13 protein-coding genes are annotated in these 17,996 nt (G+C 72.8%); 9 read left to right on the top strand and 4 right to left on the bottom strand.

What is annotated here, in order from left to right:
- Window positions 1-1,067 precede the first annotated feature (1,067 nt).
- Window positions 1,068-2,507, bottom strand: coding sequence for an NADP-dependent phosphogluconate dehydrogenase (gndA, locus tag ACIGA3_RS12905; protein WP_399713900.1), 1,440 nt, complete (start codon window positions 2,505-2,507; stop codon window positions 1,068-1,070).
- A gap of 284 nt (window positions 2,508-2,791) precedes the next feature.
- On the opposite strand from gndA, the gene ACIGA3_RS12900 reads away from it, so the two are divergent.
- Window positions 2,792-3,985 carry a transglycosylase family protein gene (locus ACIGA3_RS12900; protein WP_399713897.1) on the top strand — a complete coding sequence of 398 codons (1,194 nt, stop codon included), beginning with the start codon at window positions 2,792-2,794 and terminating at the stop codon, window positions 3,983-3,985.
- 3 nt (window positions 3,986-3,988) lie between these two features.
- Here the strand turns inward: ACIGA3_RS12900 and ACIGA3_RS12895 are convergent, their stop codons facing one another.
- Window positions 3,989-5,092 carry a DMT family transporter gene (locus ACIGA3_RS12895; protein ID WP_399713894.1) on the bottom strand — a complete coding sequence of 368 codons (1,104 nt, stop codon included), beginning with the start codon at window positions 5,090-5,092 and terminating at the stop codon, window positions 3,989-3,991.
- Window positions 5,093-5,307: 215 nt separating this feature from the next.
- Here ACIGA3_RS12895 and ACIGA3_RS12890 point away from each other — a divergent pair, with 215 nt between their 5' ends.
- From ACIGA3_RS12890 to ACIGA3_RS12855, 8 genes are all read left to right on the top strand, one after another.
- On the top strand, window positions 5,308-6,045 hold the full coding sequence (locus ACIGA3_RS12890; protein ID WP_399713891.1) for a (2Fe-2S)-binding protein: 738 nt from the start codon (window positions 5,308-5,310) through the stop codon (window positions 6,043-6,045).
- Window positions 6,046-6,091: 46 nt separating this feature from the next.
- Window positions 6,092-7,237 carry a glycogen synthase gene (gene glgA / locus ACIGA3_RS12885; protein ID WP_399713889.1) on the top strand — a complete coding sequence of 382 codons (1,146 nt, stop codon included), beginning with the start codon at window positions 6,092-6,094 and terminating at the stop codon, window positions 7,235-7,237.
- A gap of 53 nt (window positions 7,238-7,290) precedes the next feature.
- Window positions 7,291-8,511 carry a glucose-1-phosphate adenylyltransferase gene (gene glgC, locus ACIGA3_RS12880; RefSeq protein WP_399713887.1) on the top strand — a complete coding sequence of 407 codons (1,221 nt, stop codon included), beginning with the start codon at window positions 7,291-7,293 and terminating at the stop codon, window positions 8,509-8,511.
- 121 nt (window positions 8,512-8,632) lie between these two features.
- Window positions 8,633-10,951, top strand: coding sequence for a GH92 family glycosyl hydrolase (locus tag ACIGA3_RS12875; protein WP_399713884.1), 2,319 nt, complete (start codon window positions 8,633-8,635; stop codon window positions 10,949-10,951).
- 154 nt (window positions 10,952-11,105) lie between these two features.
- Window positions 11,106-12,437 carry a wax ester/triacylglycerol synthase family O-acyltransferase gene (locus ACIGA3_RS12870; RefSeq protein WP_399713882.1) on the top strand — a complete coding sequence of 444 codons (1,332 nt, stop codon included), beginning with the start codon at window positions 11,106-11,108 and terminating at the stop codon, window positions 12,435-12,437.
- 137 nt (window positions 12,438-12,574) lie between these two features.
- Complete coding sequence (locus ACIGA3_RS12865) at window positions 12,575-14,098, top strand: SDR family NAD(P)-dependent oxidoreductase (protein WP_399713879.1); 1,524 nt, start codon at window positions 12,575-12,577, stop codon at window positions 14,096-14,098.
- A gap of 300 nt (window positions 14,099-14,398) precedes the next feature.
- A complete protein-coding gene (locus ACIGA3_RS12860) occupies window positions 14,399-14,572 on the top strand; it encodes a hypothetical protein (RefSeq protein ID WP_107030878.1) in 174 nt (57 codons plus the stop codon).
- 53 nt (window positions 14,573-14,625) lie between these two features.
- A complete protein-coding gene (locus ACIGA3_RS12855; protein WP_399713876.1) occupies window positions 14,626-15,108 on the top strand; it encodes a GNAT family N-acetyltransferase in 483 nt (160 codons plus the stop codon).
- 9 nt (window positions 15,109-15,117) lie between these two features.
- On the opposite strand, the gene ACIGA3_RS12850 is transcribed toward ACIGA3_RS12855, so the two are convergent.
- Window positions 15,118-16,461 carry an amidase gene (locus tag ACIGA3_RS12850; protein ID WP_399713873.1) on the bottom strand — a complete coding sequence of 448 codons (1,344 nt, stop codon included), beginning with the start codon at window positions 16,459-16,461 and terminating at the stop codon, window positions 15,118-15,120.
- Between the two features lie 90 nt (window positions 16,462-16,551).
- Window positions 16,552-17,964, bottom strand: a complete 1,413-nt coding sequence (locus ACIGA3_RS12845; protein WP_399713871.1) for a lipase maturation factor family protein — start codon at window positions 17,962-17,964, stop codon at window positions 16,552-16,554.
- Between the last annotated feature and the right edge of the window lie 32 nt (window positions 17,965-17,996).

The following is a 17,996-nucleotide window of genomic DNA, read 5'->3' as shown; positions in this document are numbered from 1 at the left end:
GCGACAGTCTTCCCAGCCTGCGGGCTCCGTGTCCCGCTGTGCCATCTGCAAGAAGCCACTCGGTACAGCCGCGCGGATGAAGGCCCGGTCCGGGAAGGTCTGCCACGAGACATGCTTGAAGCAGGCGAAGGCTGCGGGCGCGGGTGGCGCGAGCAATCAGCCGCCCGCGCCGCACCCCCCGATCGTGTCTCGGCGTGACCGCCCGGACAAGTCGTCCAAGGAGCCGTCGCGGCCGAAGTTGCCGATGCCCACTCTTGCGCAGATCCTGCGGGTGTCGTGCCCCGCCTGCCAGGCTTCACCCGGCGCGGCGTGCACTCTCCGCAGCGGCCACCAGGCCCGTGTCGAGGCGTACCGCGCGGTTGCGGGCCAGCTGAAGAGCAGGGCACAGGCGCAGAGAAACGCTCGTCGTTCACAGCGTGGGTCTAGTCCCGTCGAGGTCTTCCGTGTCGCCCCGGCGGCGGTTCCACCGCCCCGGTCGAAACAGGTCACCGTTTCGCCGTTCCAGGGCCGGCCGGCCAGCTTGCAGACGTGCCCCCGGTGCGAGAAGCCGATCGGGCCCCGCGATCCCGTGGCACCCATCGAGGAAGGAGGCTCGGGCCATTACCGGTGCGTCACGGGGCACAGCTTCGAGGGTGGCAAGGCCCTCATCGAGTCGGGTGAGACGTTCCGTGCGCGGCGGTCATCCACGTGGAAGCTCCGAGGATCCCCGTCCAACACGGGCGAGAACAAGCGGTAGCAGTCATGGCGCTGTCCCCACCCTTCACGGTCATCCGGAAGGTGGGGCCACACCGTCATGCTCAGCCGACGTCGGGCCATTCTTCCCGACGTTCAGGTGCCCGTCGCGCTTCGGATCACCCCCGCTCGCGCGGGGATGGTCCCAGCCCGTCAGCATCTGGGCAGCGCACCTCGTGTTCGCTGCCCGATGGTGCCCAGCCGTGCGCGGCTTTCCGGCATCCAGCTACGCGGCCGGTCCTAAGAAGGCTCGGGACGGAGCCGTCTGTCCCGAGCCTTCGTGTTGTTCGGCGAGTGTCCCCGTGAGGGGCCGCTTCGGGGTGGTCTCGTAGCTGTCAGGCGCTGATTTCGGTGCGGTCGCCGCCCCAGAGGGTGTGGAAGGTGCCGTCGCGGTCGGTGCGGTGGTAGGTGTGGGCGCCGAAGTAGTCGCGCTGGCCCTGGGTGAGGGCGGCGGGGAGGCGGGGGGCGCGCAGGGAGTCGTAGTAGGCGAGGGTGGCGGCGAAGGCGGGGGTGGGGACGCCCTGGGTGACGGCGGTGGCGATGACGTCGCGCCAGTCGTCCTGGGCGGCGGCGATCTCGTCGGCGAAGCCCTCGTCGGCCAGGAGGCTGGGGAGGCCGGGCTGGGCCTCGTAGGCCTGGGTGATGCGGTCGAGGAAGGCGGCGCGGATGATGCAGCCGCCGCGCCAGATCGCGGCGACCTTGCCGAGGTCGATGTTCCAGTCGTACTCCTCGCTGCCCGCGGCGATCTGGTGGAAGCCCTGGGTGTAGGAGACGATCTTCGAGGCGTACAGCGCCTGCTCCACCTTGTCCGCGAAAGCCGCCGCCTCCTCCTTGCCGAGGGTGCGCGGGGAGGGGCCGGCGAGGTGCCGGGATGCCTCGCGCAGCCCCGCGTGACCGGAGACGGAGCGGGCGAAGACGGCCTCGGCGATGGCGGAGACCGGCACACCGAGGTCGAGCGCGATCTGCACCGTCCAGCGCCCGGTGCCCTTCTGCTCGGCCTGGTCGACCACCACGTCCACGAACGGCTCGCCGGTCTCCGCGTCCACGTGGGACAGCACCTCGGCGGTGATCTCGATCAGGTAGGAGTCCAGCCGCCCCCGGTTCCAGGTACGGAAGATGTCCGCGATCTCGGCGGGCGAGTACCCGGCGACATCGCGCAGCAACTGGTAAGCCTCACCGATGAGTTGCATGTCGGCGTACTCGATGCCGTTGTGCACCATCTTCACGAAGTGACCGGCGCCGTCGGGACCCACGTGCGTCACACAGGGGGCGCCGTCGTCCGCCTTCGCGGAGATCTTCTCCAGCATCGGGCCCAGCGAGTCGTACGACTCCACCGAGCCGCCCGGCATGATGCTCGGCCCGTGCAGCGCGCCCTCCTCGCCGCCCGAGATCCCGGTGCCGACGAAGTGGATGCCCTGCTCGCGCAGCTCACGCTCCCGGCGCCGGGTGTCCGCGAAGTGCGCGTTGCCCCCGTCGATGATCATGTCGCCGGGCTCCAGCAGCGGCGCGAACTCCTCGATCACCGCGTCCGTCGGCTCCCCGGCCTTCACCATGATCACCAGTCGGCGCGGCCGCTCCAGCGCTTCCACGAACTCCTTGGCGGTCTCGGCCGGGACGAACTCGCCCTCGCCGCCGAACTCCTCGACCAGCTCGCGCGTCTTCGACGCCGTGCGGTTGTGGACGGCGACCGTATAGCCGTTGCGCGCGAAGTTCCGGGCGAGATTGCGGCCCATGACCGCCAGGCCCGTGACGCCGATCTGCGCGTGTGTGCTCATACCGCCTGCTCCCTAGCTGCGTCGTTGCTGCGGCTCCGTCGGAGCCGGAACCTGCGGCCATCCTGTCGCGCCGCTCCGGCGAGCGCACATCCGGCTCGCCAGGCATCAGTACGGACGCGGGACCGCTCCCGGCTCAGTTCACCGGGCCCCGAAAACCTCCGACCTCAACCAAAGCCGGTTCCTGGCCACTTGAACCGATGACAGGCCGGATTCCGCTCTTGTCCTGGCCTGTTCCCGGCGCTTACTTTTGCCCCTCCTGACGCATGTCGAGGGGATTTCGGACCATGGCCGTACGCGGCCGGCATCGCCGGTACCAGCCGAGCAGGATCAACCGCGCCTCACTCACCGTCACCGCCGGCGGCGCCGGACTCGCCATGCCGCTGGTCGCGGCGGGCACCGCGGACGCGGCGGACGCCTCCACCTGGAACAAGGTCGCGGCCTGCGAGTCCAGCGGCAACTGGAGCATCAACACCGGCAACGGCTACTTCGGCGGCCTCCAGTTCACCCGCTCCACCTGGGAGGCGTACGGCGGCACCCGGTACGCGCCCCGCGCCGACCAGGCCACGCGGCAGCAGCAGATCGTCGTCGCCGAGAAGGTCCTCGACGGCCAGGGCCCCGGCGCCTGGCCCGCCTGCGGACCGCGCGCCGGACTCGCCCGGGGCGGGAACACGCCCCACACCGAGAGCGCGCCGAGCCAACCGGCCAGGACGGCCAAGAGCCAGGCGAGACCCGCCGCCGCCCAGGACGTACGGCCGCAGACCACCCCGCAGTCCCGCGCCGGCCGCGCCGAGATGTACACCGTGGTGCGCGGCGACACGCTCTCCGGCATCGCCGGTGAACACCGGGTACGGGAGGGCTGGCGCGGCCTCTACGAGGACAACCGCACGGTCATCGGCGCCGACCCCGACCTGATCGTCCCCGGCCAGCGGCTCAGCCTGCACGGCGCCGCCAAGGCGCCCACCACGGCCGCCCCGAAGCACCGGACGCACCCTCGGACGACCGAGAAGAAGGCCGCTCCGAAGCCGCAGCGCAAGACCGCCACCGAGCACAAGACCCCTTCGAGCCACTCCGGTAACACCGTCGTGGCCCCCGTGCACGCCTCCATCGGCACCGGCTACCGCACGGCCGGGTCGCACTGGTCGAAGGGTTACCACACCGGCGTGGACTTCCTGGTGCCCACCGGCACCTCGGTCCACTCCGTCGCCGGCGGCGTCGTGGTCTCGGCGGGCTGGGGCGGTTCCTACGGGTACCAGGTCGTCGTCCGGCACCATGACGGCCGCTACTCGCAGTACGCCCACCTCTCCGCGATCTCCGTGCGGTCCGGGCAGAGCGTGGGCGCCGGGCAGCGCATCGGCCGCTCCGGCTCGACCGGCAACGTCACCGGTCCCCACCTGCACTTCGAGGTGCGCACCGGCCCCGGCTTCGGCAGCGACCTCGACCCGGTCGCCTACCTCCGGGCACACGGCGCCCAGCTCTGACCGTCAGGCGCACAAGGGGACGTCGGGCCGGGGCAGGGGGTGAGCGGTGGCGGGGGTGTCCCCGTCATCGTCACCCGGCCCCGGCCCGGCGTCCCCGTCGTCCACCGGAGTGAGGACCGCGACCACGGGCGCGTCCGGGTCCGGCGGCCACTTCGGCTCCCGCCTCCCGGCCGGGGCGGCCGGCCCGCGCGCGGCGTCCGCGCAGGCGTGGACGGCGGGCACCGGGCCGCGTACGTCGCCCACCGGGGCATCCGTCGCCTCCACCTCCGACTTCGCCGAGCCGCCCAGCCGCTCCGTCGTCAGCAGGATCAGCCCGCCACCCGTCACCACCGCGCAGCCCAGCGCCAGTACCGTGCCCGTGGTGCCGTGGCGGAAGGTCTCGCCGAACATGGCGATGCCGACGGCCGCGGCCAGCACCGGGTTGACCACGGTCAGCGTGGCCAGCGGCGCGGCGAGCCCGCCGTCCCGGTAGGCCGACTGGGACAGGAACACCCCGGCGGCCGAGAGGACGGCGATCACCCCGAGGGAGGGCAGCGCGGTGAGGGCGACGCCCGCGCTCCAGTCGACGGCGACCGTCTTGGTGAACACCGACGACATGCCGAAGGCCGTACCGGCGCCGGTCGCCAGCAGCACACTGCGGACCGCCGGATGCCGGTGCGCGGCCCGCGCCGCCACCATCAGCGCGACGATCGCCCCGCCCGTCACCAGCGCCAGCCCCGTGCGCTGCGCCGGGCCCAGGGAGCCCGCGCCGGACGAGCCGACCAGCGAGAGCAGGCCCGCGAGACCGGCCGTGGCCATCACGGCACCCCGCCAGGCGGTCGCCCCCGCGCCGCGGCCGACGAACAGCGCCGCCATGGGCAGCGCGAACACGATCGTCAGCGCGCCCAGCGGCTGGACCAGGCTCAGCGGACCAAAGGCAAGCGCCACGACATGCAGCACCCCGCCGAGGCCGTTCAGCCCCAGCGCCGCCCACCACCCCGGCCTGCGCAGCGGCGCGAACCGCTCACCGGAACAGGACACCGCGACGCGCTCCTGCACGACGGCACCGCCCGCGTACGCGACGGCGGACACGAAGGACAGCAGCACGGACAACGCGAGGGCGCTCATCTGCGGCCCCCCGGGTCGTGTCCCAGCAGCAGGCGGGCCCGGCTCAGGGCACGGTCGGCTTCCATGCCGGACACTCTGCCCGCTCGCGCCCGTTCGGTCGTCGTCCCTGAGCACGCGATGAGTCCTACTGCCGATGGAGTACGACGGCGCCCCGGTCATCCCCAAGGCGGGTGACTGGACTCCCGCACACCTGGGGACTGGTACAAGTGCTGACCGTGGAACTCGATCCCGGCCTCACCGCGTTGCGCCCGCTCGGCGGCTTCTTCGTCCTGCGCACCGGCGGCCCCGCAGACCTGAGCGCACCTCCTCTCGACCAGACATACGCGGGACACCTGACGGGCGTTCAGGCCGACGCCCTCGCGGAGAGGATCGGCGTCGTCGCGGACCGGCTGCGCGTCCGTGAGCCCCGCGTCTGCGCCTCCCTGGCCCAGCAAGGGCTCGCCGCCCGGCTCTGGTCGGCCGCGCTCGCCTGCGCCGCGCTGTACGGGCAGCTGCCCGACCTCGACCCGCGCCTGCTGCGCTGGGACGTCGCCGCCACCGCCCCCGACGACCTGTGGCTGACCGAGGTCCGCCCGTTGCCCGGCGACGCGGACACCCTCGCGGACACCGTGCTGGGCGCCCACCTCCAGCCCCTAGGGGAAGCCCTGACCCGCCGGTACGGGGTCGCGCCCGGCCTGTTGTGGGGCAACGCCGCCTCCGCGCTCGCCGGAGCCGCTCGGCAACTGGACCACTGGGCCCGCGCCAACTCCCGTGTCGATGTGGCCGAGAAGGCCGCGACTCTCACCAACGCCCTCTTCGCGAACCCCCTGTTGCGCGACGCCGGAGTCCGCGAGGGCACCGCGTTCCGCCGCCGCAGCTGCTGCCTGTACTACCGGGTCCCCGGCGGAGGCGTCTGCGGGGACTGCTGCTTCAGCCGCCCGCCGGGCTCTTCCCCGCGCGCCGCTTCTGGGTGACCATGAAGGGAACTGCCGCCGAAACCCTGGGGGTTACCGGGTGCGAGTGGGACTGCTGACGCGTGAGTACCCCCCGGACGTGTACGGCGGTGCCGGCGTCCATGTCGAGTTCCTGGCCCGCGAGCTGGCCGGACTCGTGGACCTGGAGGTGCACTGCTGGGGCGAGGGCCGGGGCGTCGGTGTCGTCCGGCACCGCCCGTGGCCCGTGCTCGACGGCTCCAACGACGCCCTGCGCACCTTCTCCGTGGACCTCTCCATGGCCGCCGCCCTCCAGGGCAGCGACCTCGTCCACTCCCACACCTGGTACGCGGGCCTCGCCGGCCACCTCGCCAAGCTGCTCTACGGCATCCCCCATGTGACGACCGCGCACTCGCTGGAGCCGCTGCGCCCCTGGAAGGCCGAGCAACTGGGCGGCGGATACGCCCTGTCGAGCTGGGCCGAGCGCACCGCGATCGAGTCGGCGGACGCCGTGATCGCCGTGTCCGGTGCCATGCGGGACGACATCCTCGCCTGCTACCCGGCGCTGGACGCGGACCGCGTGCACGTCGTGCACAACGGCATCGACACCCGCCTCTACCGCCCCGACCCCGGCACCGACGCCCTCCGCAGGCACGGCATCGACCCGGAGCGGCCGTACGTCCTCTTCGTCGGCCGCATCACCCGGCAGAAGGGCGTACCCCAACTGCTGCGCGCGGTAAGGGGGATCGACCCGGATACCCAGGTCGTGCTGTGCGCGGGCGCCCCCGACACCCCGGAGATCGACCGGGAGTTCCGGGACCGCTACCAGGAACTCAGCGCGGTCCGGGCCGGGGTGTTCTGGATTCCGCAGATGCTGCCGCGTGCCGAGGTGGTCCAACTCCTCACCCACGCAGCCGTGTTCGTATGCCCCTCGGTCTACGAGCCGCTCGGCATCGTCAACCTGGAGGCCATGGCCTGCGGCACCCCGGTCGTCGCCTCCCGCGTCGGCGGCATCCCGGAGGTCGTCGAGGACGGCCGCACCGGGCTGCTCGTCGACGCCGACGGCGACTTCGAGGGGAACCTCGCCCGCGCCCTGGACACCGTCCTCGCCGACCCGGCGGCCGCGCGGCGGATGGGGGAGGCCGGACGGGCCCGCGCGGTGGGGGAGTTCGGCTGGGACGCGGTGGCCCGGCGCACCGCGGGACTGTACGAGGAGATCCGTAAGCAGGATTGACCCGGCGGATGCCAGGGCATTCGTGGATTCAACCAAGGGTGAGGGGAGGCGCCATGCGCCGAGGAGGTCCTTCGGTTCTCGGGATCGTGCTGGCCGGCGGTGAGGGCAAGCGGCTGATGCCGCTCACCACGGACCGGGCCAAACCCGCGGTCACCTTCGGCGGCACCTACCGGCTGGTCGACTTCGTCCTGTCCAACCTGGTCAACGCCGACGTGCTGCGCATCTGCGTGCTCACCCAGTACAAGTCGCACTCGCTGGACCGGCACGTCACCACCACCTGGCGGATGTCCAGCCTGCTCGGCAACTACGTCACCCCCGTCCCCGCCCAGCAGCGCCTGGGCCCCCGCTGGTACCTCGGCAGCGCCGACGCCATCCTCCAGTCGCTCAACCTGGTCCACGACGAACAGCCCGAGTACGTCGCGGTGTTCGGCGCCGACCACGTCTACCGCATGGACCCCCGGCAGATGCTGAGCCGGCACATCGAGGGCGGCGCGGGCGTCACCGTCGCCGGTATCCGGGTGCCGCGCTCGGAGTCCTCGTCGTTCGGCGTGATCACGCCGGGCTCGGACGGCCGCATGGTGCAGCGCTTCCTGGAGAAGCCCACCGACCCTCCCGGCCTGCCCGACGACCCGGCCAGCGTGTTCGCCTCCATGGGCAACTACGTCTTCACCACCAAGGTCCTCATCGAGGCCCTCCAACGGGACGCCGAGGACGAGCAGTCGGCGCACGACATGGGCGGCTCGATCCTCCCCCAGCTCACCAGCCGCGGCGAGGCCCAGCTGTACGACTTCCAGGACAACCACGTCCCCGGCGAGACCACCCGCGACCAGGGGTACTGGCGGGACGTCGGCACCCTCGACGCCTACTACGACTCCCACATGGACCTGATCGCCGAGCGGCCCGCGTTCAACCTGTACAACCGGCAGTGGCCCATCTACACCCACGCCAACCAGCTCTCCCCGGCCCGGTTCAGCGCGGGCGGCATCGCCAGCGAGTCCATCATCAGCGCCGGCTGCCTCATCCGGGGCCAGGTCAGCCGCTCGGTACTCTCGCCCGGCGTGCGCGTCGACCCCGGCGCGGTCGTCCAGGGCTCGGTGCTGCACGACAACGTGCGCGTCGGCCGGGGCGCGGTGGTGCGGGGCGCGGTGCTGGACAAGAACGTGGAGGTACCGCCGGGCGCGACCATCGGCGTCAACCCCGACCGCGACGCCGAGCTGTACACCGTCTCCCGGGGCGGGGTGATCGCTCTGGGCAAGGGCCAGCTCGTCACCTGACCCGCCGCCGGGCGGCCCCGCGCGCGACGCGCCGCCCTCGAACCGTCCCGGATGCCCGAGTTCACGTCGTTCGCCCCGCACGATGCAGGCAACGACGTCGAACCAGCGGAGGTCATCCGACATGAGAGGGACCCGGCGCACCCGGCTGTGCCTGGCCGGGGTGATGGCAGCGTCCGCGCTGGCCGCCACCCCGGCCCGCGCCGCCGAACCGTCCGACGGCCACCTCACCGATCTGGTCAACCCGTTCATCGGGACCCAGAACGAGGGCAACACCTTCCCCGGCGCCGCCGTGCCGTTCGGCATGGTCCAGCTCTCCCCGGACACCGGGCACAGAACGGGCTACGACCACACCCACGACCACATCCGCGGCTTCTCCCTGCTCCATGTCTCCGGCGTCGGCTGCCGCATCGGCGGCGACCTGCCCGTGCTGCCCACCACCGGCGAGGTCACCGCCACCGACAACGCCCGCTACGCCGCCGCCTTCTCCCACGACGACGAGGAGGCGAGCCCCGGCTACTACCGCGTCGGTCTCGGCACCGGCATCCGCGCCGAACTCACCGCCACCGCCCGCACCGGCGTCCAGCGCTACACCTTCCCGGCCACCCAGCAGGCCAACGTCCTGCTCAACGCCGCCCAGTCGCTGCACAAGCCGGGCGGCGCCGAAGTCGAGATCCTCGACGACCGCACCGTACGCACGAAGATCTCCGGCCATGGCTTCTGCCGGGACACCGGCCCGTACACCGTGTACACCGTCACCCGGTTCAGCCGGCCCTTCACCGCGTACGGGGCCTGGGACTCCGGCGCGGTCACGGCCGGGGCACGGAGTGGGACGGGCGGGGCGTACGTCCGGTTCGACACCACGCAGGACCGCACGGTCGAGGCGACCACCGCGCTGTCGTACGTCGACGTGCGCGGCGCGGCCGCCAACCTGCGCGCCGAGGGCGGGCCGTCCTTCGACACCGTGCGCCGGCGGGCCCGCGAGGCGTGGGAGGAGCGGCTCTCGACCGTGCGGGTGCGCGGCGGCGACCCGGCGCTGCGCCGCACCTTCTACTCCTCGCTGTACCGCTCGTTCCTCGCGCCCAACATCGGCAGCGACGCCGACGGCCGCTACCTGGGCTGGGACCAGAAACCGCACCGCGCGCGGGGCTTCACCTACTACCAGAACTGGTCCCTGTGGGACACCTACCGCACCCAGGCCCAGCTGCTCGGCCTGCTCGCCCCGCGCGAGGCCCGTGACATGGCGCGCTCGGTGGTACGGATCGACGAGGACGGCGGCTGGCTGCCCAAGTGGGGATACGGCCCGGTCGAGACCAACATCATGACCGGCGACCCGGTGACCCCCTTCCTCACCACCGCCTTCCACCTCGGCCTGCTGAAGGGCTTCGAGGACCGCGCCTACCAGGCGCTCAAGAAGAACGCCGACGGCGTGCCGCCCACCGCCCATCCGGGCGTCGGCCGGGAGGCCAACGCCGAGTACCTGGCGCACGGCTACGCGCCCTACATCAAGGGCCGCCCCTACGCCAAGGTGGGCGACTCCGACTACCACTTCGGCGCCTCCGCCACCCTGGAGTACGCCCTCTCCGACGCCATGCTCGCCCAGATGGCCCGCGCCCTCGGCCACCGGGACGACGCCGCCCGCTACGCCGCCCGGTCCCGTAACTACCGCAACCTCTTCGACCCCACGACCGGCTTCTTCCGTGCCCGCGACGCCTCCGGCGCCTTCACCGGCTCCGCAGACCCCGCCCGGGGCACCGGCTTCCACGAGGGCACCGCCTGGCAGTACCAGTGGCTGGTGCCCCAGGACCTGCCCGGCATGATCGGCCTGATCGGCGGCAAGGAAGCGGCCGAACGCCGCCTGGACACCTTCTTCGCCTACGACAAGCTGCTCGCCGACCCCGCGCTGACCGCCCGCCAGGTGTGGGTGCACGGCGACCCGTACGACTACTACAACGCCGACAAGTACAACCCGCAGAACGAACCCGACCTGATCGCCCCCTACACCTACCTGGCCACCGGCCGGCCCTGGAAGACCACCGACGTGGTGCACGCCGCGCTGACCCTGTTCACCGACACCCCGACCGGCATGACCGGCAACGACGACCTCGGCACCATGTCCGCCTGGAACGTGCTGACCTCCATCGGCGTCTTCCCGGTCCAGCCCGGCTACGACACCTGGGGCCTGTCCACCCCCGTCTTCGAGCGCGTCGACCTCACCCTGGACCGCCGCTACTGGCCCACCGGTGCCCTCACCGTCACCGCGCCCGGCACCTCGGCCGCCGACCGCTACATCCAGACCGTCCGCACCGACCGCACCGCGCACGACCGCACCTACCTGACGACCCGCGCCCTGCGCTCGCTGCGGACACTCGCGTTCACGGTCGGCCCGCGCCCGTCCGAGTGGGGCACCGCACCCGACGCCGCGCCCCCGGCACTGAAGTGACCTCCGGGTCTGCGGAGTCCCGCCCCCTTCGAGGGGCGGGACTTTATCTGCTGTTAACTGAGCGTAGCCTGATCGCACTTGACCGTAATCAGGGTTCGGGGATTGACTCGGGGACAGACAGCAGACCCACCCGTCGACGACGCGAGGCACGCCCTTGACTTCCGATCTGCTCGCCCCTCTCGACCTCGCCTTCTGGAACATGGAGTCCGCCCGGCACCCCATGCACCTCGGCGCGCTCGGCGTCTTCGCCACGCACTCGCCCGCCGCCGGCGCGCACGCCGCCGACCTGCTCGCCTCCCGCGCCGCCGCCGTCCCCGGCCTGCGCATGCGCATCCGCGACGTCTGGCGGCCCCTCGCCTTCGGCGGCGCCACCCGCGAGCCCGTACCGGACTTCGACCCGCTGGACCACGTACGGCTGCACGCCCCGACCGACGACTTCCACGGCATGGCGGGACGGCTCATGCAGCGCCCGCTGCGGCGCGGGCGGCCGCCGTGGGAGGCGCACGTACTGCCCGGCGCCGACGGGGTGTCCTTCGCCGTGCTGTTCAAGTTCCACCACGCCCTCGCCGACGGGCTGCGCGCCCTGAAGCTGGCCGCCTCCCTGCTCGACCCCGTCGACCTGCCCGAACGCGGCCCGCGCCCCGCCGAGCAGCGGCCCGGCCTGCTCTCCGAGGTGCGCGCGCTGCCCGGCCGCGTCCCCGACCTGCTCAGGGGCGCCGTCTCCGACCTGGGCCGGGCCCTGGACATCGGCGCCTCACTGACCCGCTCCACCCTCGGCATGAGCCCCGCCCCGGCCCTGACCTCCGCCCCCAGCGGCACCCGGCGCACCGCCGGGGCCGTGCTCGACATCGACGATGTGCACCGGGTCCGCAAGAGCGTCGGCGGCACCGTCAACGACGTACTGATCGCGGTCGTCGCGGGCGCCCTGCGCCGCTGGCTGGACGAGCGCGGCGACGGCAGCGAGGGAGTCGCCCCGCGCGCCCTCATCCCGGTCTCCCGGCGCCGCCCGCGCACCGCCCAGCCACAGGGCAACCGGCTCTCCGGGTACCTGATACGGCTTCCGGTCGGCGACCCCGACCCGCTGGCCCGGCTGGAGACGGTGCGCACCGCGATGGTCCGCAACAAGGACGCCGGCGCCGACCGGGGCGCGGGCGCCGTCGCCCTCCTCGCGGACCACGTCCCGGCGCTCGGACACCGGCTCGGCGGACCGCTGGTCGGACAGGCGGCGCGGCTCTGGTTCGACATCCTCGTCACCAGCGTCCCACTGCCCGGCATCGGCCTGAAGCTCGGCGGCCACGAGCTGGCCGAGGTCTTCCCGCTCGCCCCGCTCGCCCCCGGCCAGTCCCTGGCGGTGGCGATCTCCACCTACCGGGGACGCGTCCACTACGGCCTTGTCGCCGACGCACGCGCGGTGCCCGACCTCGACGTCCTGGCCCGCGCGCTCACCGACGAGATGGAGATGCTGCTCACAGCCTGCGAGGTCTGACCTCGGCCGTTCCCGGCCCCTGGGCCGCCCGCCACCGGTGCGGGTTTGGTCCAGGAGCCGGGCGCTCCGTAAAATTCCCCGTTCGACAGCGGGCGCGCCCTTGCCCCCGCGCGGGTGATCAGGGAAGCGGCAGCGCGATGACGGTGACAGAAGGCGGCTCGGCGTCCACGGACGCGGTGTCCGCGGACGCGACGGCCGTGGACGAGGTCGTTTACGGGCCGGGGATCGACCCGGAGCGCCTGGCCGTCTGCCTGAGCGTGCTGGAGGAACTCGACCGGATCGACGTCGACCACCCCGACGCCATCCAGGTCCGCCGGGCCACCTCGCACATCTACCGCACGGTCAAGCAGCGCCGCCGCCAGGATCGCCGGGCCGCCAAGACCGCGCACGACCGCTCGGTCACCGAGGCCACCGCCACCGGCTCCGCCGAGCGCATCGACGACGAGACCGAGGGCATCCTGCCCACCTCCAAGATCGAGGCCGGCCGGATCGCGGGCATACTCCAGCGCCCCCGCTCCTGCTACATCTGCAAGCAGCGGTACACCGAGGTCGACTACTTCTACCACCAGCTCTGCCAGGGCTGCGCCACCGAGAACCGGACCCGCCGCGAGGCCCGCGCCGACCTCACCGGCAAGCGCGCCCTGCTCACCGGCGGCCGCGCCAAGATCGGCATGTACATCGCGCTCATGCTGCTGCGCGACGGTGCCCACACCACGATCACCACCCGGTTCCCCAAGGACGCCATCCGCCGCTTCAAGGCGATGGAGGACTCGGCGGACTGGCTGCACCGCCTGGAGGTCGTCGGCATCGACCTGCGCGACCCGGCCCAGGCCGTCGCCCTCGCGGACCAGGTCAGCGAGGCCGGCCCGCTCGACATTCTGATCAACAACGCGACGCAGACCGTACGCCGGCTGCCCTCCGCCTACGCCGCCCTGGTCGACGGCGAGAGCGCCCCGCTGCCCGCCGGTGAGCTGCCCGCCCACCAGGTCATCGGCGCCTTCAACTCCGGCGCGGTCGACGGCCTGGCCGCACTGCCCGTCGGCACCAGCGGCCTGGAGGCCCAGAAGGTCGCCGACCTCGCCCTGGTCGCGGGCAACGCCAGCGTCGCCCGGCACCTCGACGGCACCGCCATCGACGCGGGCGGCCTGCTGCCCGACGTCGTCGACACCAACACCTGGGTGCAGTCCATCGAGCAGATCTCCCCGGTGGAGCTGCTGGAGACCCAGCTGTGCAACTACACGGCGCCGTTCATCCTGATCAGCAAGCTCCGCCCGGCCATGGCCGCCGCCGCGAAGCGGGCCGCCAACGGGCGCGCCTACGTCGTGAACGTCTCCGCGATGGAGGGCGTCTTCGCCCGCGGCTACAAGGGTGCCGGCCACCCCAACACCAACGCGGCCAAGGCCGCCATGAACATGGTCACCCGGACCAGCGGCCAGGAGATGTTCGACACCGACCGCATCCTCATGACCTCGGTCGACACCGGCTGGATCACCGACGAGCGCCCGCACTACGACAAGCTGCGCCTGGCCGAGGCGGGCTTCCACGCCCCGCTGGACCTGGTCGACGGCGCGGCCCGCGTGTACGACCCGATCGTGCGCGGCGAGCAGGGCGAGGACCTGTACGGCGTCTTCATGAAGGACTACGCGCCCGGCAAGTGGTGACGTCTCCCGCCCCCCCGTACTTGACGGCGCGGCATCGGACCCCTCGGTCCGGTGCCGCGCCGTCGTATGACGGGGCGTCGGCCGGGCAGACGCATCACTGGGCCGAGTGGGTGAATCGGTGGCCCCCGCAGCGGATGCGCTTTGCGGTAAACGGCCCCATATTAAGGGGGATTGAGGGGGCGGCGGTCGGGCGGAAGTTACGTCTTGTTTGCATTCCCTATCGAGCGCGGGTCCGCTCATTTGGTTAATCTGGAGGTCCGGGACGCCCCCGAGGGTGATCCGACACATAAGGAGTGCGCGGTGACACCGGAGAAGACGACCAGCGAACAGGGCCCCGACGAACGCACGGAGCGTTCCCGCCGCAGGCCCGGAGAACTCGGCAGCCTGGACGTGTGGGCTCGCTCCGCCCCGATCCGCCTGGCGGGCTACGAGGACGACCTCGCGGAGCCCCATATCCTGCCCAGCGTGGACTGACCCCTTCCGCACCCCGCGATCGTCGGGCGCATGGGCGTGACAGACTCACGCCCATGCTGATCAGAGAAGCCGAGGCCGGGGACTGGCCCCGCATCTGGCCCGTCTGGCACCGCATCGTCGCCGCCGGTGACACCTACACCTGGGACCCCGGCACCCCCGAGGAAGCCGCCCGCGCCCTCTGGATGAGCCCCGCCAAACGGGTGTACGTGGCCGAGGACGCCGATGGCACCCTGCTCGGCTCGGCCTACCTCACCCCGAACTACGGCGGCCCCGCCGCGCATGTGGCCAACGCCGGCTTCATGGTCGACCCCGACCGGGCCGGACGGGGCGTCGGCCGGGCGCTGGCCGAGCACCTCCTCGCCGAGGCCAAGGCCCAGGGCTACCGCGCGATGGTCTTCAACGCCGTCGTCGAGACCAACCCCGCCGTCCGCCTCTGGACCTCCCTCGGCTTCAGCATCCTCGGCACCGTCCCGGCCGCCTTCGACCACCCCCGCGACGGCAGGGTCGGGCTGCACATCATGCACAAGGCCCTCTAGCCCGGCTGCTCAGCTCAGCGGCGCCGTGCGCGCCCAGGGGCGCAGTCGCTCCAGGTCCTCGGCCACCGCCAGCAGGTCCGCCTCCGTGCCCGGGCGGCCCACCAGCTGCACCGCGGCCGGGGCACCGCTCGGCAACGCGCCGAAGGGCACCGACATCGCGGGCCAGCCGGTCAGGTTCCACACCGGGGTGAAGGGTGAACTGGCCGTGTTCACCGCCACGTTGGCGAGCCAGCCGCGCTCGTGCCAGGGTGCGGCGGCGGGGGAGCGGCGGGCCAGCGCCGGGGTGAGCAGCACGTCGTACTCGGTGAAGAACGGCAGCAGGCGGGCGCGAAGCCGGTCGCGGGCGTCGCCGGTGCGCACCGAGCGGACGAAGCGTCGGCCCACGGCCGCGTGCGTGCGGGTGCGCCGGGCCAGCCGGGCCGGGTCCAGCTCGGCCGAGTCCACCGCCGTACCGGCCGTCCAGTGCCGCAGCGCGGTCAGACCCAGGTCGAGCGGGTAGGGCGGCTCGGCCCGCCGCACCGTGTGGCCGGCGCCGTTCAGCAGGCCCGCCGCCTCCCGGACCGCCGAGCGGAACGGCTCGCTCACGCCCACCCCGGCCAGCGGGCTGCGCACGGCCGCCGCGATCCGCCGGGGCGCCCGCTCCTCGGGCACCGGGTACGCGCTCTCCGCGAGGACGCCGAGCATCAGCCGCAGATCCTCGACCGTGGTGGCCAGCGGGCCGTTCTCCGACATGCCGAACCAGTCGCCGTGGCCGATGCCCGCCGGGACCACGCCGTGGCCCGGCTTCAGCGTCACCAGGCCGCAGGCGGCCGCCGGGATGCGCAGCGAGCCCATGCCGTCGTTGCCGAGCGCCAGCGGTACCAGGCCCGCCGCGACCGCCGCCGCGCTGCCGCCGGACGAGCCGCCCGCCGTGCGGGTCAGGTCCCAGGGGCTGCGGGCCGTGCCGTACACGCCCTCGGTGGTGCCGAACACGCACAGCTCGGGCACGTTCGTCAGGCCGACCACCACCGCGCCCGCCGCGCGCAGCCGGGCCACGGTCACATGGTCGTCGGCGGCCGGGGTGTCCGGCGTCGCGGCCGAGCCGTTGCGGGTGGACTCGCCGCGCACGCCGAGGTTGTCCTTCACCGCCACCGGCACGCCCGCCAGGGGGAGTTCGGCCAGATCCGGGCGGGCGCCGACCTCGTCCGCCTCCGCCAGAGCCGCTTCCGCGCGCACGGTGCGGAACGCGCCGACGCGTCCGTCCAGCTCCGCGATCCGCGCGAGATGCTCCGCCACCACCTCACGGGGGGTGACCCGCTTCTCGCGGACGGCGGCGGCGATCCCGGCGGCCGTACGGCCGGCCCAGCTGCTCACGTGCACTCCTCGTCGACTCCCGGCGCGCGGACGGCGCGCACGGGAGCACTGTGCCCGCTCACGCGCCCCACGTCGAGAGGCAGCGGCCCGTCAGCGGATCGTGCCGAGCCGGGTCGGCCGCAGGAAGTCCCGGACATACGTGCGTTCCCAGCAGGCGCCCGTCTCGCGCAGCTCGCGCCAGGTGGTGAAGCGGTAGCGGAAGAGGCGGGCGCGGATGTAGCGGGGCGGGGCGCCGGGCGGGAAGGGGGAGCGGCGCAGCAGGCGCAGGGTGTCGCGGTCGTCCTCCAACAGCCGTTCCACCAGCTTGCCGAACCAGTCCCCGGCGTACGCGGGCGACAGCGCGGCGAACCACATCAGCCAGTCCAGCCGCAGATGGTAGGGCGCGAACTGGCGCGGCCAGCGCCGGGGATCGCCCGGCTTGCCGTGGAACTCGTACTCCCGCCAGTCGCCGTCCTCGCGCGGCCGCTCGTCGTCGGTGCCCTCGATCACCACCTCGTAGCGGACCCGGCTGACGCTGCCGAACGCGCCGTAGGTGTTCACCAGGCGCAGGGGGTCGAAGGAGCGGTTCATCACCTGGCGCCGCGAGACCATGTTCATCACCGGGCGGGAGCTGAGCGCCAGCAGGATCACGCCGACCGCGAGCACCAGCACCTCGTACCAGAGCGGCGCGGCGGCCACGGCGGGCGGATCGGCGGGGAGTCGCAGCGCGGACAGGGCGAGCACGATGGTGATCCAGTTCAGCCAGGAGAAGTTCCCGGACAGCACCAGCCACAGCTGGGTCACGATCATCAGCGCGGCCGCCGCCGACGCGATCGGCTGCGGGGTGAACAGCAGTACCGGTACGACGAGTTGGGTCACATGGTTGGCGGCCACCTCCACCCGGTGCAGGGGCTTGGGCAGATGGTGGAAGAACCAGCTCAGCGGGCCGGGCATCGGCTGGGTCTCGTGGTGGTAGTCCAGACACGTCAGCTTCCGCCAGCAGGCGTCCCCGCGCAGCTTGATCAGCCCCGCGCCGAACTCCACCCGGAACAGCACCCAGCGCAGCAGGAACAGCACCACCACGGGCGGCGCCACCTCGTCGTTGCCGAGGAACGCGGCGAGGAAGCCGACCTCCAGCAGCAGCGTCTCCCAGCCGAACGCGTACCAGGTCTGCCCCACGTTGACGATCGACAGATAGAGCGCCCACGGCACCAGCCACAGCAGAATCCCGGCCCACAGCGGCAGAGCCGAGTCCGCTCCGGCCAGCAGGGCCGCGCTCACCGCGCACCCCGCCCAGGCGCACCCGGCGAAGAGACGGTCCGAGTAGTACGCGTGGAACAGGCTCGGCGACTCCCGGAACGGCACCCGCGCGGTGTAGCGCGGCACCGGCAGCATCCCGCGCTCGCCCAGCAGCGGCCGGAACTGGCGTACCGCGGCCAGGAACGCCACCAGGTAGAGCGCGGCGAGCCCGCGCTGGAGCACCAGCCGGCTCAGCCAGTAGTCGGGGGCGGTGAACCACTCCATCGCGCTCGCGCTCCTGCCTCCACGGCGGTCAC

Source organism: Streptomyces sp. NPDC085596, from assembly GCF_044541565.1.
Taxonomy (GTDB): domain Bacteria; phylum Actinomycetota; class Actinomycetes; order Streptomycetales; family Streptomycetaceae; genus Streptomyces.
The sequence above is the reverse complement of the archived record's forward strand: the minus strand, read 5'-3'. Positions and strand labels throughout refer to the sequence as shown.